This window comes from Streptomyces marianii (assembly GCF_005795905.1).
In the GTDB taxonomy this organism is placed as follows: Bacteria; Actinomycetota; Actinomycetes; order Streptomycetales; family Streptomycetaceae; genus Streptomyces; species Streptomyces marianii.
Genome location: NZ_VAWE01000001.1, coordinates 8020986 through 8039544 on the forward strand (window position 1 = coordinate 8020986; position 18559 = coordinate 8039544).

The window sequence follows — 18559 nt, forward strand, 5'->3', positions numbered from 1 at the left end:
GACCGGCGTCCAGACGGTGCGCCGTCGTCAGGCTCTCCCCTTTCCGGTCTCCGGGCCTGGGCCGGAGCCGGAGTTCCGGTTCCCGCCGGCGGCGCCACCGGGCCCCTCCGCGGCGGCGGGGTCCAGGATGCGGTTGAGGAAGTTGCGCGTCCGCTCCTGGCGTGGGGAGCCCACCACCTGTTCCGCCGGGCCCTGTTCCACGATCGCACCCTCGTCCATGAACACGACCCGGTCGGCGACCTCCCGGGCGAAGCTCATCTCATGGGTGACCACCATCATGGTCATGCCCTCCGCCGCGAGCATCCGCATGACCGCGAGGACTTCGCCGACGAGCTCCGGGTCCAGCGCCGACGTCGGCTCGTCGAAGAGCATCACCTCCGGGCTCATCGCCAGGGCCCGTGCGATCGCCACACGCTGCTGCTGCCCGCCGGACAGCTGCGCCGGATACGCGTCCGCCTTGTCCGCGAGCCCCACGCGCTCCAGGTTCTCCCGGGCCACCGAGGCGGCCCGGGCCTTGTCGCGCTTCAGCACCCGCCGCTGCGGGAGGGTGAGGTTCTCCGCCACGGTCACGTGCGGGAAGAGGTTGAACTGCTGGAACACCATGCCGATCCGGCGCCGTACCGCGTCGATGTCGACGTCGAGGTCCGTGACCTCCGTGCCGCCCACGAAGACCTTGCCCGCGCTCGGCTCCTCCAGCAGGTTCACACACCGCAGCAGCGTCGACTTGCCCGACCCCGACGGGCCGATGACGCACACCACTTCGCCGCGGGCCACGTCCAAGTCGATGCCGCGCAGCACCTCGTCGCCCCCGAACGACTTGCGCAGTCCGCGGATCTCGATCTCGTTCTCCGCCATACCGGTCGTCACCTGGCCTTCTCGGTTCGGGCTTCCAGCCGGCGCACGACCAGACTCAGCGGAATCGTCACCAGCAGATAGCACAGCCCGGCGACCAGGATCGGCGTGGAGTTGGCGGTCTGGCTGGCCAGGTCCCGGCCGAACTTGGTCAGTTCCCGCTCGCTCAGCGTCACACCGAGGAACAGCACCAGCGACGAGTCCTTGAACAGCAGCACCAACTCGTTGGTCAGCGGGGGGATCACGATCCGGAAGGCCTGCGGGACGATCACCGACACCATGGCCCGCATATGGGAGAACCCGAGCGAACGCGCCGCCTCCATCTGTCCCCTGGGTACGGCCTGGATCCCGGCCCTGATCGTCTCGGCCATGTACGCGGCGGCTACCAGCCCGAGACCGAGCGCGACCTTGCCGTACACCCCGCCGGGGATCTCCGTCCCGGGGAAGGCCAGAGGCACCGCGACACCCACGAAGATGAAGATCAGCAGAGCGGGCAGACCGCGGAACAGCTCGATGTAGACGCTCGCCACCCAGCGGTACGGCGCCACCGACGACAACCGCATCAGCGCCACGACCATGCCCAGCACCAGACCGAAGGCGAAGCCCGACAGCGTGTACACGACCGTGTTGCGCAGCGCGATCGTGATGATGTCGGGAAACAACTCGCTCGCGAGGTCCTTCTGCGCGAACTGGTTCCGCAGCCGGTCCCAGTCGGCCAGCACGGCGACCAGGACCACCGCGGCGACGAACACCGCGTACTGGATTCCCTGCGACACCCGGCGGCGTTGTCGCCTGGTCAGCCGCGAGGTCACGACCGGCCCTCCGGCAGCGGCCCGATCCACTGCCGGTAGAGCTTGTCGTACGTGCCGTCCGCCTTGGCGTCCCTGATCGCCTTGTCGATGGCGGCGCGGAGCGCGTCGTTGCCCTTCTTCACCGAGAAGCCGTACTGCTCGCCGGTCTCGATGTTCTGCCCGAGCACGAAGGCGTCCGCGTTGTCCTTGTCCTTGAGCCAGCCCTGCACCACCGGGTAGTCGATCACCACGGCGTCGACCTGGCCGGTGCGCAGCCCGTTGAGCACGGCGTCGGAGCTCTCGAACGCCACCGGGTCGAAGCCCTCCGACTTCGCATGGCTCTCGCCGGTCGTCCCGGCCTGCGCGCCCAGTTTCGCGCCCTTGGCCTCGACGTCGGCCAGCGTGGTGATGCCGCTCTTCCTGGTGGCGAGCAGCGCCTGGGTGGCGTCGAAGTACGGGACGGAGAAGTCGACGTTCTTCTTGCGCTCGTCGGTGATCGTCATACCGGCGGCCGCGAGGTCGCACTCGCCGGAGTTCAGGAACGCGCCCGTCTTGAAGTTCTCGAAGGGCGTGTCGAGGATCTTCTGTTCGACCTCGAGGTCCTTCGCCACCAGGTCGACGAGGGCCACGTCGAAGCCCACGACCTTGCCGCCCTGCTCGAACTGGAACGGAGGATAGGGCAGGTGCGTACAGGTGGTCAGTTTCCCCTTCTCCACCACCGGCACTCCGCCCGCCGCCTCGCCGGGCCCCTCCCCGGAGGAGCAGCCGGCGGTGAGCGCCAGGCCCGTCGCCGCGGCGCAGAGCAGGGCGAGAAGGCGGATCGGGTGCGTACGGCCGCCGGCAGTCCTGGACATGGTGACCTCCATGGGCGCAGGGATCGGTGGATGGCACCGCCACACATGAGCGTAGGCCCTCGGCACCGCCCCGGCCCGGAAGATCGTGGACCCTGCCGGTCGGGGGCGGTCTTTCCGCAGGTGGGGGACGCGGATACGGTGGGGCGATGACCATGAGGCATGCCCCCGTGCACCTTTCGGCCTCGACCTGGCGGCAACCGCGCCCGGCTCCCGCGTCCCCGGAGCGGGAGGCCCTCGTGGCACGGATCGCGGATCGGGTCCTCGCGCTCGGCGACGGCCGGTTGCTCGTCGGCATCGACGGGCTCACGGCGTCCGGCAAGACGAGCTTCGGCCATGAGCTCGGAGCCCGGATCGGCGCGGCGGGCCGCCCGGTGCTCCGCGCCACCCTGGACGACTTCAAGCGGCCCTGGAAGGACCGGCACCTCTACGACCGGGAGTCCGGCGAGGGCTACTACCGCAACGCGTACGACTACGAGGCCGCCCGCCGGCTGCTGCTCGACCCGTGCCGTACCGAAGGCGCCGCGTCCTGTGCGCTGTGCGGCATCGACCCGCTGACGCAGCAGGACCACTCGGCGACCAGGACGCCGCTGACCGACGACAGCGTGCTGATCGTGGACGGGGTCTTCGCCCTCCGCCCCGCGATCGACGCGTACTGGGACTTCCGTATCTGGCTCGACGTCGACGCCGAGGTCTCCGTACGCCGCGGCGCCGCCCGGGACGGGGACTGGGCCGGCTCCGCGGCCGAGGCCATCCACCGCGACCGCTACCTCGCCGCCATGCGTGTCCACGTCGAGGAGACCGAACCACTGACGCGGACGGACGCGATCATCGACAACACGGACTTCGCCCGGCCACGTCTGCTCTGACCGCCCGCCCTTCGCGGGCGGCGACCGTCGGTGACGCGGGCGTCTCCCGGTCCGCGGCGGCGCGGGCGAAGTCCGTGCGGTTCTCCCGCTCGAAGGGCCGTCAGGACCGTGGCGCTGTCCGCCCGGAGCCGCTCGGCCGCCGCCCTGCCCCGGCGCACCCCGCGGACATCACACCCGGGGGAACCCGGGGGCCACTTCGAGGGTCCGCGCCACGGCCCCCCAGATCGCCGTCTGGGCCGCGTCCAGGTCGACCCTCGGATCCGACAGCATCAGGCGGATCCCGTAACCGTCGCAGAGCGCGAGCAGGAGGGTGCTGGTGGCGTCGATGTCGCAGGAGGCGAACTCTCCGGAGTCGACGCCCCGCTTCAGCGCGCCGCCGACCCATTCGTGGAGCTGGTCGTACAGGTCGACGGCGAGACGCTGGGCCGTGTCGTCGCGCAGCGCGCGTACCCACAGCTCCTGCCAGAGCCGCCAGTCCTGCCGCAGCTCGGGATCGGTGGGGAGCAGAGTGCGCAGGATCCGGGCGAGGATCACCGCGGCGGACACGGAGCCGGCGTCCTTCTCCAGCTCCGTCCCGGTCTGGGCGAAGGAGTGCGTCATCGCCTCGGCGAAGAGCTTCTCGCGGGTGTCGAAGTGGTAGTGCAGCAGCGCCGTCGACACCCCGGCGTGCTCGGCCACCATCCGCATGCGGATCTTCTCGAAGCCGACCTCGGCGATCACTTCGCACGCGGCGGAGAGGATCCGCTCACGGGTCTCGCGAGTGCGTTCGGCCTTGGTCACGTGTGTGCTCCCCGGTTCGGCGCTGTCGGTGCGGGTCAGTTCTCTGCGCGGGCTGTCGGTGCTGGGACGCCCCGTCCCGCCGTCGTCCATCTTGGCGCATCCGCGCCGTCCTCGGGTCCCGGCCGCCGGCGGTCCCGAATCCGGGAGGACGGCCGGTGGCGGGTGGCCGGTCGTCGGCGGGAGCCGGTCACCGGTCATCGGTCATCGGTAGGAGTGGAACCCGCGTCCCGACTTCCGCCCCAGCCGCCCCGCGTCCACCATCCGCGCCAGCAGTGGCGGAGGCGCGTACAGGGGCTCCCGGAACTCCTCGTACAGCGACTCGGCGATGGCCCGGGTGGTGTCCAGACCGATCAGGTCCGTGAGCGCGAGCGGCCCGAGCGGATGCGCGCAGCCGAGGACCATCCCCCGGTCGACGTCCTCGACGGAGGCGGCGCCGGACTCGACCATCCGCACGGCCGCCAGCAGATACGGCACCAGCAGCGCGTTCACCACGAATCCGGCCCGGTCGCGAGCGCGGACGACCTCCTTGCCGAGGACCCCCGAGGCGAACGCCTCCGCCCGCCGCGCGGTGCTCTCACCGGTCAGCAGCGACGGCACCAGCTCGACCAGCGGCAGTACCGGCACGGGGTTGAAGAAGTGCAGCCCCACCACCTGCTCGGGGCGCGCGGTCGCCGTCGCGAGCCGGATGACCGGGATGGACGAGGTGTTCGTCGCCAGGACCGCGTCCTCGCGGTCCACGGTCCGGTCGAGATGGGTGAACACCCGGACCTTGGCCTCCTCCCGCTCGGCCACGGCCTCCACCACGAGGTCCCGGTCCGCCAGCGCATCCATGTCGGCCGTGACCACGATCCGCGCCAGGGCGGCGTCACGGTCCGGGCCCGTGAGCCTGCCCGCGGCCACGGCCCGGTCCAGTGACGCCGTGATCCGGCCGCGGCCCTCCTTCACCGCCGCCGTACCGGTCTCGACCACGACGACGTCCCGGCCTGCCCGCGCGCACACCTCGGCGATCCCGGAGCCCATCAGACCGCAGCCCACGACCCCGATCAGCGAGCACTCCCGCTCTCCGCCAGCCATCACTTCCTCCGGTTCAGCATGCTCGTCCATCCGGCAACAGTCGTCACATCCGGCAACAGTCGGACACGGCACCGAGGGCCCGGGTCCCGGCGACCTTGCCGGGCCCCGGGCCCCGGGCCTCAGTCCGCGGACGGCATCCGCAGAACGCCCGTCCCCCGCTTGACCAGTTCACCGGCGACGATCAGCCGCTGGATCTCGGAGGTGCCCTCCCAGATGCGGTCCACACGCAGTTCCCGGTAGAGGCGTTCGACGGGGTAGGAGCGGTCGTAGCCGCGTCCGCCGAAGATCTGTACGCAGCGGTCGACGACCCGCCCGGCCGCCTCGCTGGCCGACAGCTTGGCGATCGCCGCCTTGGCGTGCAGGGTCTTGCGGTCGGACAGTCCGGCGTCCACCTCCCAGGCGACCTGGTGGGTGTACGCGCGGTTGACGGCGATGTCGACGGCGCAGTCGGCGAGCATGCCCTGGACGAGCTGGAAGTCGGCGATGGGGGAGCCGAACTGGCGGCGTTCGACGGCCCAGTCGCGGGCCAGTTCGAGAGCGCGCTCGGCGGCCCCGGTGGTACGGGCCGCGATCATCAACCGCTCCTCGGTGAACCAGGACCTGGTGATGTCGTACCCGCTGCCGACCCCGCCGAGCACCGCGTCGTCGCCCACGCGGACATCGGTGAACGTGAACTCGGGGTGCTCGTAGACGAAGGTGTGCATGAAGCGCGGCACCCGCGTCATCTCGATCCCCGGCGTCTCCTTGTCGACGAGGAACAGGGTCGGCGCACCCTCCTCCCCGGCGGCCGCCAGCACGATCATGAAGTCGGCGTGGTCCCCGACCGTGACGAACCACTTCTCGCCGTTCAGCACCCAGCCGTCCGGGGTGCGGGTCGCCGTCGTGGCGATGGCCTGCGGGTCGGAGCCCGCGTCCCGCTCGGTCACGGCGTAGCAGTCCCGCCGCCGCCCCTTGATGACGGGGACGAGATAGCGCTCGCGCTGCTCCGGGGTGCAGAACCGCAGGGCGTTCGCCGGCCGCCACACGGTGTCCCACAGTGCGCCCGTCAGCCTGCCGAGCTCCTCCTGCACGATCGCCTGCTCCAGGATCGTCAGACCCGCACCGCCCCACTCGGCGGGCATGTTGACGGCCTGGAGCCCGCTCGCGAGCACGGCGTCGCGGATCTCGTGGTGGGCCTGCGCGGGCAGACCGTTGTTCTCCTCGCAGTCGACTTCGTACTTCATGATGAACTCGGTGAGCCCGCGGGCTGAGTCCTTCAGCTCCTTCTGACGGGCGGTGAGACGGAAGTCCATGGCAGTCAGTCCTCTTGGGTCGGTGTCGGTGTCGGCGTGTACGGGTCGGTGATCGGGGCGGCGGTGGTGTCGCCGGTGGGTGAACGGGCCGGCGGATGCGCGGCCGGTGGGCGGGCCGGATCAGGAATGGGGCAGGGCGAGGACCCCGGTGCCCCGCTTGACCAGTTCGTTGGCGACGATCAGCCGCTGGATCTCGGAGGTGCCCTCCCAGATGCGGTCCACGCGCAGTTCCCGGTAGAGGCGTTCGACGGGGTAGGAGCGGTCGTAGCCGCGTCCGCCGAAGATCTGTACGCAGCGGTCGACGACCCGCCCGGCCGCCTCGCTGGCCGCCAGCTTCGCCGTCGACGCCTTGGCGTGCAGCGCCTTGCGGTCGGTGCCCGGCTGATCGGCCTCCCAGGCGACCTGGTGGGTGTACGCGCGGTTGACGGCGATGTCGACGGCGCAGTCGGCGAGCATGCCCTGGACGAGCTGGAAGTCGGCGATGGGGGAGCCGAACTGGCGGCGTTCGACGGCCCAGTCGCGGGCCAGTCCGAGGGCGCGCTCGGCGGCCCCGGTGGTACGGGCCGCGATCATCAACCGCTCGTCCGTGAACCACTCCTTCGTCAGCTCGTAGCCGTTGCCGACCCCGCCGAGCACGTCCTCGTCGGAGACGAAGACGTCGGTGAACGTGAACTCGGGGTGACCGTTCACGGCGGAGTGCATGAAACGCGGCACCCGGGTCATCTCCACCCCAGCCGCCTGCTTGTCGACGAAGAACAGGGTCGGCGCGCGTTCCTCGCCGGCGTCGGCCTGGACGAGCAGGAAGTCGGCGATGTCGCCGCAGGTGACGAACCACTTCTCGCCGTTCAGTACCCAGCCGCCGTCCGTACGGGTCGCGGTGCTCGTCCCCGACGAGGGGTCCGAGCCCGCGCCCGGCTCGGTCACCGCGAAGGCGTCGAACCTCTCACCCCGGATGACCGGCAGCAGGTACTTCTCGCGCTGGGCCTCCGTGCCGTACGCCAGGACGTTCGCGGGCCGCCACGGAATGTCCCACAGACAGTTGGTGACCTTGCCGAACTCCTCCTCCACGATCACCTGGTCCAGCAGGGACAGCCCGGCGCCGCCCCACTCGGCGGGCATGTTGATGGCGTACACGCCGGCATCGATCGCGGCCCGGGTGAGTTCGCGGACCGTGTCGGCCGGCAGCGGACCGCCCGCCTCCTCGGACCGGTCCTCGTACTCCATGAGCAGGCGGGAGTAGGCGGCGGCCCGGGCCTTGAGGTCCGCCTGTTCGGGGGTGTAGCGGAAGTCCATGGGATGTTCCTCCGGAGATGCGTCAGGGGGAGGGGGATCGGGAGGGTCCGGCGCGTCGCGCCGGGGAGCGGGGAGGCACGGGAGCGGGGTGCCGGTACGGGCCGGGGACGGGCGCCGGGCCGCCGGGGCCGGCGAGCGGGAGTGTCGGGCCGCCGGGGCCCGGTTGCGCGGAGGGGTCAGGCCAGTACCGCCCGGGCGTCGAGGGCCAGGGCGCCGTCCGGCCGTACCAGCAGGGGATTGACCTCCAGTTCGGCGATCTCGGGATGCGCGGCCGCTACGGCGGTGATGCGTTCGATCACCTCCGCCGCGGCGTCGACGTCCACCGCCGGCCGACCGCGTACACCGGCCAGCAGTGCCGCGGTGCGCAACTCTCGCAGCAGCCGCGCGGCACGCCCCGCCGGTACCGGTGCCAGCGAGAAGGCGACGTCGTGCAGCGTCTCCGTGAGGACGCCCCCGAGCCCGACCATGGCGACCGGACCGAAGCGCGGATCCCGGTGGACCCCCACGATCAGCTCGACCCCGTCCGAGAGATCCGCCATCGCCTCGACCGAGTACGAGGAGGATCCGAGCCGGGCGTGCATCTCCCGGTACGCGGCGAGCAGGGCGTCACGACCGGCCAGCCCCAGCGCCACCCCGCCCGCGTCCGACTTGTGCAGCACGTGCAGCGCCTTGAGGACGTACGGCCCCGGGAACTCCTCGGCCGCCGCGAGCAGTTCGGCCTCACCGGTGACCTCCCGGGCGCTGGGGAACGGCACTCCGGCCGTGGCCAGCAGCCCGCGGACCGCGTGGTACCCGGAGTCGCGCAGTGCCATGGCGGGCGGCGGCAGCGAGGACACACCGGACCGTTCGTCCGGGTGGGCCGAGGTCATCGCGGCCAGGGCGCGTGAGGCGTCCTCCGTGGACGAGAACACCGGTATGCCCGCGTCGACCAGGGTCCGGCAACTCGGCGACGCCGGATACATCGACTGGACCACCAGCGGCTTCGGCCGCCTCCGCCAGTGGCCGACGATCTCACCGGCCGCACGGCCCTCGCCCTCCGCGAGCGTCGCGCCGCCGCCGCCCAGCCCGCCGCCCGCGGCCGCGTAGCCGCCGAAGTAGCCGGTCATCAGGACGGCGTCGACCTCGTCGGCGGCGAGCAGGGCCCCGACCGTCGCGGAGTACGAGAGGGGGTCCTGCTCCCCCATGCCGGCCAGGTCCACCGGATTGCCGACCGCGGACTGCTCCCACAGCACCGACCGCAGCCTCTGCCGCGTGGGTTCGCCGAGTTCGGGTACGTCGAGTCCGGCGGCCTCGGCCGCGTCGGACGCGATGACGCCGTGTCCACCGCCGTCGGTGAACACCGCCGTACGGCGGCCGCCGGACCGGGCCCGGGCGTTCAGCGCCGCGAGGACCACCGTCATCTCCCGCGGTGTGGCGACGAGTTCCACCCCGGCGTCCCGGCACGCGGCCGCCACCACGTCGGCCGAGGTGGTCAGCGCCCCGGTGTGGGACTGGGCGCTGCGGGCGGACGCGGCGCCACGGCCCGCGGTGAGGAGGACCACCGGCTTCCCGGCCGCGGCGGCCGCCCGCGCGAAGGCGCGGCCGTCGCCGAAGTCCTCCGCGTACACGGCGACGGCCGACGTCGCGGCATGCCGTGCGCAGTCCTCGACGAGATCGACGAGAGTGACGTCGGCCTGGTTGCCGAGCGAGACGAACCGCGAGAAGCCCAGCCCGTGCGGAGCCATCCGCAACTGCAGTTCCAGGGCGAGGTTGCCGCTCTGGCTCAGCAGGGCGACCCCGCCGGGTGCGAACGTGTCAGAGGCGAGATACAGCTCGGTCGTGTTGTCGGCGACGCCCAGGCAGTTGGGGCCCACCAGCACGGCTCCCGCCTCCCTCACCCGCGCCGCGACGGCGCGCTGCCGCGCGAGCCCGGCGGGGCCCGTCTCGGCGAAGCCGGCGGTGATGCCGACGATCGCGCGGGCACCGCACGCCAGGGCGGAGTCGACGGCCTCCTCGAAACCGGTACCCGGGACGGAGATCACCACCAGCTCCACCGGCTCGCCGATCTCGGCGAGAGTCCTGGCGGCGGGGCGCCCGAGGACCGTGCCGCCACGGCGGTTCACCAGATGCACCGGCCTGCGGTGCGGAGCGCGGAGCGCCTGCGCGGCCACGGCGTGGCCGTACTTCGCGGGGTCGTCACTGGCGCCGACGACGGCGACGGACTTCGGGTCGAACAACGCGCTCAGATCACGGGCCATGTCACTTCTCCAGGCGCAGCGCGGTGTTGGGGCAGCTGTCGGCGCACGCGCGTGCCGCGTCCTCCGAACCGGGCGGCACCTCGGTGGTCAGCACCGACGCGTAGCCCCATTCGTCGAGGTCGATCAGCCCGGGGGCGTGCTCCTGGCAGAGCCCGTAGCCCTGGCAGCGGGTGGAGTCCAGGAAGAGTTTCACGCGGCGTTCCTTTCGGCGAGGGCGGGACGGAGAGGGTGGGGCGATGGGGCCGCGGCCGGGGTCGTGAACGGTGCCCGGCCGGGACCGGGTCAGCGGACGGGGGCGGGGTCCGGGCGGAGGCCGGCGACCTCCGGAACGGGCACGACCAGCCGTTGACCTCCGGCGGCCGGGCAGCCGGCACACACCGGGCACGCCGTGCCCAGGTGGTCGCGCACGGTGTCGGGGAACGCGCGCAGCAGGCTCCCCGCCGCGCCCGCGGCGGCGTCGAGCAGTCCGCACGCGCCGCGCCCCGGCAGACCCCGGGCCCAGCGTTCGAGCCGCGCGGCGGCGTCCGGCCCGGCCCCACCGGTGGCCAGCTGCCGGAGCGTGTCGCGGATCGCGGCCGTGCCCGACACGCACACACCGCACTGCCGCGCGCTCTCGGCGGCGAGATGGTCCACGGCGTCGTGGGCGACGGCGACGGGGCATCCGCCCGGTGCGAGGAAGCGGATCGCCCCGCAGCCGAGGGACGTGCCCGCGTCGGCCAGCACACCGGGGTCCAGCCGCAGCGCCAGCGCACCGGAGCCGACGAGGCCGCCGAACAGCCCGCCCATCAGCACGCCGTAGGCGTCGCCCGAGCCCTGGCCGTCGGCGAGGTCGTGCAGGCGAACCCCGTAGGGGGCCTCGACGAGCAGGGGAGCGTCGCGCCGGGACGACAGGGTGAGCAGGGTGGTGCGGGCGATCGTCTCGCTCAGCTCCGGGTGCGCGGCGATCAGCGCCATCCGGGCGAGCGTCTCGACGTTGGCGACCAGCGTCGGCCGGCCGGCGACCCCGCGCTCGTAGGGCCGGGGCGGTTTGGCGGCCGGCAGCGCGGGGCCGCCGTTGATGCGCCGCACCACCGAGGTCTCCTCGCCCGCGACGTAGCCGTGCGCGGTCTCGACCACCTCCACCGGGATCACGGGCGGGTGCTCCTCGATGGCCCGGCGGACCTCCGCCGCCGCGCAGGGGTCGGACAGGTATACATAGCCCTGCGTGGCGCCGGTGATCTCCGCGGCGTGGGAGATCCCGTCCAGCACGAGGTGCGGCCTGGCTCGCAGCAGCCAGCGGTCCTTCACGGATCCGGGCTCGCCCTCCTCGCCGTTCGCCACCACGACCGGTACGCCGCCCCCGTCCCGCACGGAGCGCAGCTTCACGGCTGCCGGGAAACCGGCGCCGCCGCGGCCGCGGAGGCCGACGCGGTCGACGGCCTCCAGCAGCCGGGCTGGGGAGGCGGTCTCCCCGTACCCGCCCGAGCGGGTGTACGTCTCGGCGCTCTCGGTCCGGCCCGGCTCCGTGCCGAGTACCGAGACCGCAGGATCGTCCAGGAGCGAGCGCACGGCGGTCGTGACGGTCATGTCCGGTCTCCGTCCGGAGTGGGGGTGCTCGGCGTGCGGGTGTCTGCCGAGGGGGCCTCGGAGGAGGCGCGGACGCGTTGGCGGGCCGGGGGCGCCCATGGGGGGAGGCCGATGCGCTGTTCGGCCCCGGTCGCCGTCCCGGCGGAGCCGGTGGTGGGACCTTCCCCCGGTGACGCCGGTGCTGCGGCGGCCGCGGAGGAGGCGGTGCCGGGCGTTCCCGCCGCGGCGGCCCGCAGGGTGCGGACCGCGGTCTCCAGGGCGGAGCGGTCCCGTGCCGTGCGGTCGTAGCCGGAGCCCGGCAGGCCGATGAGCATGCGGTGGTGGTCCAGGACGACCTCGCCCGCGACGAGCGCGGCCCCCCGGTCGCCGGACGCGGTCCCGTCCGCCACGGAGGTCACGAGTTCGGTGACCTCCGCGAGATAACGCAGCCAGCTGCGTTCGGAGCCGTGCAGGATCAGCCTCTCCACCCGGCGGCGCTCGGCGGCGGCCGGTCCCCTGGCCTCGGCACCGGCGTCCGGTGCGCCGGTGCGCAGCGCGGCCACGGCGGGGGGCAGTTCCCGCTCGGGTTCGGGCGTGAGCCCGAGCCAGACGAGACTCCGACGACCGCTCATGCGTGCCTCCGGGAGAGGAGAGGGGGACTTCGGGGAGCTGGAGCAGCAGAGGAGGAGCTTGGGGTGGGGAGTGGAGCCGGGGGTCTCGCGGCGTACCCAGGGTGGGGCCGGGTGCGGGCGAGCACGGAAGGTCGGGCCAGGGACGGCGGATGCCGGACGTCTCGGGCGCGTGGTTCGGTGTGCGGGACCTGATCGGACGCGCCGGGTCCCGACTGCGGGTTCTCGGCCTCCGGCCAGGGCCGGGGCCCTGGAGTACGGATCGCCGGGAGCTGCGATGCCCACTACGCTAACTAATCAGTTAGTCAGTCCACAAGTCTTGACACCGCCGAACCGCGTCAGCAATCTGACTGACCAATTAGTCAGCTCGGTCCCGGCCTCTTCGCCGGGTCCGGCCGACCGTCCCTGGGCCGCCTCAACACCGATCGCCGCCTCCGGCGGCATGGAGGAGTCAGCCGATGCAGCCCGAAGCCCCCGCAGAAACACCGAGCAAGGCCGGTGCCGCCGGGCGAGGCGGGAGTCCTCCCTCCGCCTCCGAGGGCGGAGCCGGGAACCCACCCGACTCCGCGACCGCCACCACGCCCGCGGGATCCCCCCGGCACCACCCCGCAAACCGCCCCGCCGCCGCCGGGAAGCGCGCAGGCAGGAGCCCCGCCGCTCCCGAAGCTCCGGCATCCCCTGCCTCCGAGGGCGACCCCGGCTTCCGGGTCTCTGCTGCCGGACCGGTCGGGGACGCCGCCGCGCCCGCCCGGCCCCCCGCCGGGAACGGGGACGGGAACCCCGCCGCCCCGGCCGCCCCCGGCGCGGCGCTCGCCGCCCGCTACTACACCGATCCCGCCGTCGCCGAGGCCGAGACCTCGCACATCTTCGCCAGGGCGTGGCAACTCGTCTGCCACGAGTCCGACCTCCCGGGTCCGGGAGCCCGCCTCGCCGCCGCGATCGCCGGTCAGGAGGTCATCGTCGTACGCACCGAGGACGGCGGCCTCGCCGGCCACCTCAACGTCTGCCGCCATCGCGGCACCCGGCTGGTCACCCGGCCCGAGCCGGCCGGCAAGGCGATCCGCTGCCCGTACCACGGCTGGACGTACAAGCTGGACGGGCGGCTGGTCGGGGCGCCCGAGGCTCGGCAGATCCCCTGCCTGGACAAGCCCCGTCTCGGGTTGTTCCCCGTCCGGGTCGAGTCCTTCCTCGGATTCGTGTTCGCCAACCTCGACCCGGACGCCACCCCGCTCGCCGAGCAGTGCGCGGGGCTGGCGGAGGCCGTCGGCCACTACGCCGGGGCCGACCTCGTGCCCGTCGGCCGAAGCCGCATCCACGACCTCGGCTCCGCCGAGGTGCAGCACGCCAACTGGAAGGTCGCCGTCGACAACTACCTCGAGGGATACCACGTACCCGTCGCCCACCCCGGCCTGATGCGCCTGCTCGACTACCAGCGCTACAGCTGCGAGACCGACGAGGCGTACGCCCTCTTCGCCTCGCCGCTGCGCGACAAACCGTCGTCGAACTGGGCCGAGCGCCTCTACCAGCGCCTCGCCGCCCCCATGCCGGGACTGACCGAGGCGGACCGCCGTGTCTGGCGGTACGCCGTGATCTACCCCAACACACTCATCGACTTCTACCCCGACCATGTGCTTGCCTGGACCACGATCCCGACGGCGGTGGACCGCGTGGCCGTGCCGGGAGCGTTCTACACCCGCCGCGGCACCGGGCTGCGCACCCGGATCGCCCGGCGGCTGAACATCCACATCGGCTGGATCACCAACAACGAGGACGCCGAACTGGTGGCCCGTGTGCAGAAAGGACTGACGACCCCGGGCTTCGAGCCGGGCCCGCTGTCCCGGCGCGAGGAGGCGGTCGGCTGGTTCGCCGAGCGCGTCCGCGCCGACCTCGACGGCGCGGAGCACTGAGGCGCCCGGCCCCACAGGCGCCGAGCCGTGCCCCTGCCGCCTCCACGGCACGGGCCAGTGATCCACGCAGACCACGGCGACGCGGATCGACGAGCCGCATCCGCCCGCCACGTACCCTGTCGAGCCGCACCCTCGGTGCCCCCCAACACCGCGCAGGCTCCCCGGTCCGTGCCCGGAACCAGAGCACCGTGCACCCGCGACCGCACCCGCAGCAGTGTCCGTCACCGTACGGCCCCATGGAGAGGACCCCGATGTCCCCCGAGGCACCCTCGTCCCAGCCCCAGCTCACCGTCCCGACCCCCCTGTCCCGCCGCTCCCTCCTGCGCGCCGGCGCCGCCACGGCCGCCGGTCTCGGCCTCGGTCTGACCACTGCGGGATGCGGATTCCTGTCGTCCGGTCCCACGGCCGACAGCGACAGCCAGGAATCGATCGACGTCAAGGTCGACGGCGACCTGGTCTACTTCAACTGGGCCGACTTCGTCGATCCCGCCGTCCTCGCCGGATTCGAGGGTGAGTACGGCGTCAAGGTCATCCAGTCGAACTTCGACTCGATGGAAGGCATGGTCGCCAAGCTCAACGCCGGCAACCGCTACGACATCATCTTCCCCACGGCCAAATGGGCCCAGCGGCTGGCCGCCGGTAACCGGCTGCACCGGATCGACCACGGCAAGCTCAAGAACGCCGAGTCGATCCTCGGGCAGTACGCCTACTTCGCGGACCCCTGGTACGACTCCGATTCCCGGCACACCCTGCCGTTCACCATGTACAAGACCGGGATCGGCTGGCGGAAGGACAAGATCGGCGACGATCTCGGCGGCTCCTGGGACGACCTGTGGAACGCCCGCGCCAAGGGCCGGGTCTTCGTACTCGACGACCGGGACGAGGTCCTCGGCTTCGCCGCACTCAAGCTCGGCCTCGACGTCTCCACCACGGACGTGGACGACCTCGGGCGCATCACCGAGACCCTGCTCTCCCTCCGCCCCCGTCTGCGCGGCTTCTCCAGCGACAGCTACAACAACCTGCTCAACGGCAACGCGGCCATGACCCAGGCCTGGAGCGGGGACATGGCCGCCATGCTGAGCCAGGCCAAGGACCCCTCGGTCTTCGGCTTCGAGATCGCCAAGGAAGGCGCCCCGGTCAACTCGGACTGTTACGCCATCCCCTCCAACGCCCGCCATCCCGGTACCGCGATGCTCTTCATCGACTACATGCTCCGGCCGGAGAACGTGAAGAAGAACATCGAGTACCTCGGCTACCCGATGCCGGTCGGCGGCAGCGAGGACACCTACGCCGCACTCGTCGAGCCCTTCCCCGAGTGCCTGGTCTCCGCGGAGGACCTCAAGGACGACCTCTACTTCCGCAACGGGACCACGAAGGGTGAGCAGGCACGCGACAGCGCCTGGACCCGCGTGAAGGCGGGATGAGATGGCACCGCACACCCCCGGCCTGAGAACCCGGACGTCCGGGAAGCCGGGCCCCTCCGCGAGGAGCAACCGGCTGTGGGCCTGGCTGATGGTGCCCGGCACCCTCTGGATGGCCACGTTCCTCGTCGCCTCGCTCCTGCTGGTCGCGACCCTCGCGCTCGGCACCACCGATGCGCTCGGCAATCCGCAGTTCGGCCTCAACTTCGAGAACTTCGCGGCGCTGGCCGATCCCGCCTACCGCTCCGTGCTGGTCCGCTCGCTCGGCTACGCCCTGCTGACCTGCCTGATCTGCCTGGTCGTGGCCTACCCGGTGGCCTATGTCATCGCCCTGCACGGCGGACGGTTCAAGAACGTCCTGATCGCCGCCATCGTCGTACCGTTCTTCGCGAACTACCTGGTCCGGATGTACGGCTGGTCCGTCGTCCTCTCCGACGACGGACCCCTGCTGAAGGCGCTGCGCGGGATCGGGATCGCCGACGGCGGCACCAGGATCCTCCAGACGGGCGCGGGCGTCATCGCCGGACTCGTCTACGGCTTCATCGTGTTCATGATCATCCCGCTGTACGCGGCGCTCGAACGGATGGACATCTCGCTGATCGAAGCCGGTCGCGATCTCTACGGCGGACCGCTGCGGACCTTCTTCCACGTCACCCTGCCGGCCACCCGGCAGGGCGCGGCGGCCGGCTGCGTCCTCGTCTTCCTGCCCGCCATGGGCGACTTCGTCAGTGCCCAGCTGATGGGAGGTCCCGACCAGATCATGATCGGCAACCTGATCCAGGACAAGTTCTTCCAGGGCCAGAACTGGCCGCTGGGCTCAGCGCTCACCATGCTGATGATGGCCGTGCTGTTCATCGGGATGCTCGGCTATCTCCGGCGGGCCCGCAAGGACGAGACGGACCAGGCGGAGGCGGCCCGATGACACTCCGCCCTGCCCTCAAGCCGAAGCCCCGTCCCGCGGCCGGGACGGTGCGTACGCCCGGCCCCCGCAAGCGCGGCACCCGCCCGGGCACCGGGGAGCGTTCCCGCCCGGCCCCGCGCCGGGGGCGCCGCGGCAACGAACGCAAGCCGCGCTTCGCCATCGCCGTGACCGCCGCCTTCTTCGGGCTGCTCTATCTGCCGATCGGCGTCGTCGCCCTCTTCTCCTTCAACTCCCAGAAGTCCCTCACGGTGTTCAAGGACTTCAGCCTCCGGTGGTACGGGGCCTTCCTCCGCGACGACAGTCTGCTCGAGTCGCTCGACATGAGCCTGCGGGTCTCGCTGGTGGCCATGGCGGGCTCGCTGGTGCTGGGGGTGACGCTGGCCCTCGGACTGGTGCGCTGCCGAAGCCGGCTCGGTTCCCTCGCCGGACTGATCATGCTCATCCCCCTGATCACTCCCGAGATCGTCACCGGGGTCGCGGCCATGCTGCTCTTCAAGGGCATGGGCATCACCCTGTCCACCACGACGGTGATGCTCGCCGAGATCACGTTCTCCATCTCCTACGTGACGGTCGTCCTGCGCTCCCGGATCGCCGCACTCAACCCGGAGACCGAGGAGGCGGCGATGGACCTGGGCGCCACCCGCTGGCAGGCCCTGCGGCTGGTCACCCTGCCCGCGCTGCTGCCCAGCATCCTGGCCTCGGGGGTCCTGATCTTCGCCCTGGTCTTCGACGACTTCGTCCTCGCCTACTTCACCACCGGCGTCGACCCGCAGCCGCTGTCCGTGCGGATCTACTCGGCGATCCGCTTCGGGGTACAGCCCACCATCAACGCGGTGGGCACCCTGATGCTCGTCGGCTCGATCCTCCTCATCGTCCTCGCCCTCTTCATCCCGCGCCTGTTCGGTCGTCGCGGCGGCCTCGATCTGCTCTCCGGGAAGTGACACCGTGACGCCCACCGCCTCCTCGAACCCCACCGACACCTCCACCACCGCGGCGACGGGGGACCCCGCCCCCGCCGTCCGGCTCGACGGGATCAGCAAGAGCTACGGCGACTCCTACGCCGTGCACGAGCTCTCCCTGGACATCGCCCCCGGTGAGTTCTTCTCGCTCCTCGGCCCCTCCGGCTGCGGCAAGACCACCACGCTCCGGATGATCGGCGGCTTCACCGACCCCACCGACGGCACCGTCCTGCTCGGCGGCGAGGACGTCACCGCCCTCCCGCCGAACAAGCGCGACGTCAACACCGTCTTCCAGAGCTACGCCCTGTTCGACCACCTCTCGGTCGCGGACAACGTGGCCTTCGGCCTCAAGCGCAGGGGCGTCGGACGCGCCGAGATCCGGGAGCGGGTCGGCACCATGCTGGAGCGGGTCCAGCTCGACGGTCTCGGCGACCGCAAACCCCGGACGCTCTCCGGCGGCCAGCGCCAGCGCGTCGCCCTCGCCCGCGCCCTGGTCAACCGCCCGCAGGTGCTGCTCCTCGACGAGCCGCTCGCGGCCCTCGACCTCAAGCTCCGCCGCCGGATGCAGGTCGAGCTCAAGCAGATCCAGCGCGAGGTCGGCATCACCTTCGTCTTCGTCACCCACGACCAGGACGAGGCGCTGACCATGTCCGACCGGGTCGCGGTGATGAACGAGGGACACGTCGAACAGTGCGGAACCCCCGAGGACGTCTACGAGCGCCCGACCGGCAGCTTCGTCGCGTCCTTCATGGGCACCTCCAACCTTGTCCCGGGCACCTATCGCGCCGGCGAGATCGTCGTCGACGACGGACCCGCGCTGCCCGTCGGCACCCGGGCCGGCATCGCCGACGGCAGCCGCGTCAGCCTCTCCATCCGCCCCGAGAAGATCTGGCTGTCCGACTTCGAACCGGGCATGGCCCTGGCCACCGGCGTCATCCGCGAGACCGTCTACTCGGGCGCCACCACCACCTACCACATCGAGCTCGTCCCCGGCATCACGCTCTCCGTACTGGAGCAGAACACCGCCCGCTCCCGGATGGAGGACCGCTGGACCGGGGGAGAACGCGTCGAGTTCGGCTGGAAGCCCGAACACTGCCTCGTCCTGGACTGACCCCAGCCGCCCCTGCCGCTCCCTCC

17 protein-coding genes are annotated in these 18559 nt (G+C 72.0%); 6 read left to right on the plus strand and 11 right to left on the minus strand.

The window, feature by feature from the left end; translation table 11 throughout:
• Nucleotides 1–27: 27 nt before the first annotated feature.
• Genes FEF34_RS36185 through FEF34_RS36195 form a run of 3 tightly spaced genes read right to left on the minus strand, consistent with a single transcriptional unit; the run spans nt 28 to nt 2497 of the window.
• Nucleotides 28–855: an amino acid ABC transporter ATP-binding protein gene (locus tag FEF34_RS36185; protein ID WP_138057935.1), complete on the minus strand. Its 828-nt coding sequence runs from the start codon at nt 853–855 to the stop codon at nt 28–30.
• 8 nt (nt 856–863) lie between these two features.
• Complete coding sequence (locus FEF34_RS36190) at nt 864–1694, minus strand: amino acid ABC transporter permease (RefSeq protein WP_171053225.1); 831 nt, start codon at nt 1692–1694, stop codon at nt 864–866.
• Entirely contained in the window at nt 1661–2497 is an 837-nt protein-coding gene (locus tag FEF34_RS36195; protein WP_138056934.1) for an ABC transporter substrate-binding protein, read from the minus strand. The genes FEF34_RS36190 and FEF34_RS36195 overlap by 34 nt, the downstream gene beginning before the upstream one ends.
• Nucleotides 2498–2643: 146 nt before the next feature.
• Between FEF34_RS36195 and FEF34_RS36200 the strand changes: the two genes are divergently transcribed.
• On the plus strand, nt 2644–3363 hold the full coding sequence (locus FEF34_RS36200) for a nucleoside/nucleotide kinase family protein (RefSeq protein ID WP_138056935.1): 720 nt from the start codon (nt 2644–2646) through the stop codon (nt 3361–3363).
• A 168-nt stretch (nt 3364–3531) separates the two neighbouring features.
• On the opposite strand, the gene FEF34_RS36205 is transcribed toward FEF34_RS36200, so the two are convergent.
• From FEF34_RS36205 to FEF34_RS36240, 8 genes are all read right to left on the minus strand, one after another.
• Nucleotides 3532–4143: a TetR/AcrR family transcriptional regulator gene (locus tag FEF34_RS36205; RefSeq protein WP_138056936.1), complete on the minus strand. Its 612-nt coding sequence runs from the start codon at nt 4141–4143 to the stop codon at nt 3532–3534.
• A 201-nt stretch (nt 4144–4344) separates the two neighbouring features.
• Nucleotides 4345–5217 (minus strand): 3-hydroxybutyryl-CoA dehydrogenase, encoded by an 873-nt coding sequence (locus tag FEF34_RS36210; protein WP_138057936.1) that lies wholly within the window; start codon nt 5215–5217, stop codon nt 4345–4347.
• A 119-nt stretch (nt 5218–5336) separates the two neighbouring features.
• Nucleotides 5337–6509, minus strand: coding sequence for an acyl-CoA dehydrogenase family protein (locus tag FEF34_RS36215; protein ID WP_138056937.1), 1173 nt, complete (start codon nt 6507–6509; stop codon nt 5337–5339).
• Nucleotides 6510–6629: 120 nt separating this feature from the next.
• Nucleotides 6630–7802: an acyl-CoA dehydrogenase family protein gene (locus tag FEF34_RS36220; RefSeq protein WP_138056938.1), complete on the minus strand. Its 1173-nt coding sequence runs from the start codon at nt 7800–7802 to the stop codon at nt 6630–6632.
• A gap of 176 nt (nt 7803–7978) precedes the next feature.
• Nucleotides 7979–10039: an acetate--CoA ligase family protein gene (locus FEF34_RS36225; RefSeq protein ID WP_138056939.1), complete on the minus strand. Its 2061-nt coding sequence runs from the start codon at nt 10037–10039 to the stop codon at nt 7979–7981.
• A 1-nt stretch (nt 10040) separates the two neighbouring features.
• On the minus strand, nt 10041–10232 hold the full coding sequence (locus FEF34_RS36230) for a ferredoxin (RefSeq protein WP_138056940.1): 192 nt from the start codon (nt 10230–10232) through the stop codon (nt 10041–10043).
• Between the two features lie 89 nt (nt 10233–10321).
• Entirely contained in the window at nt 10322–11605 is a 1284-nt protein-coding gene (locus FEF34_RS36235) for an NADH-ubiquinone oxidoreductase-F iron-sulfur binding region domain-containing protein (RefSeq protein WP_138056941.1), read from the minus strand.
• Nucleotides 11602–12216 (minus strand): hypothetical protein, encoded by a 615-nt coding sequence (locus FEF34_RS36240; RefSeq protein ID WP_138056942.1) that lies wholly within the window; start codon nt 12214–12216, stop codon nt 11602–11604. Before FEF34_RS36240 ends, FEF34_RS36235 begins: the two co-directional genes overlap by 4 nt.
• Before the next feature lie 455 nt (nt 12217–12671).
• Here FEF34_RS36240 and FEF34_RS36245 point away from each other — a divergent pair, with 455 nt between their 5' ends.
• The 5 genes from FEF34_RS36245 to FEF34_RS36265 all read left to right on the plus strand — a co-directional run bounded on the left by FEF34_RS36245 (nt 12672) and on the right by FEF34_RS36265 (nt 18533).
• A complete protein-coding gene (locus FEF34_RS36245) occupies nt 12672–14120 on the plus strand; it encodes an aromatic ring-hydroxylating oxygenase subunit alpha (protein WP_138056943.1) in 1449 nt (482 codons plus the stop codon).
• Between the two features lie 236 nt (nt 14121–14356).
• On the plus strand, nt 14357–15544 hold the full coding sequence (locus FEF34_RS36250) for a polyamine ABC transporter substrate-binding protein (RefSeq protein WP_234042735.1): 1188 nt from the start codon (nt 14357–14359) through the stop codon (nt 15542–15544).
• A 1-nt stretch (nt 15545) separates the two neighbouring features.
• Nucleotides 15546–16463 (plus strand): ABC transporter permease, encoded by a 918-nt coding sequence (locus tag FEF34_RS36255; RefSeq protein WP_138056944.1) that lies wholly within the window; start codon nt 15546–15548, stop codon nt 16461–16463.
• Entirely contained in the window at nt 16460–17404 is a 945-nt protein-coding gene (locus FEF34_RS36260; RefSeq protein ID WP_138056945.1) for an ABC transporter permease, read from the plus strand. Before FEF34_RS36255 ends, FEF34_RS36260 begins: the two co-directional genes overlap by 4 nt.
• A 4-nt stretch (nt 17405–17408) precedes the next feature.
• Nucleotides 17409–18533, plus strand: coding sequence for an ABC transporter ATP-binding protein (locus FEF34_RS36265; RefSeq protein WP_138056946.1), 1125 nt, complete (start codon nt 17409–17411; stop codon nt 18531–18533).
• The last annotated feature ends 26 nt before the right edge of the window (nt 18534–18559 follow it).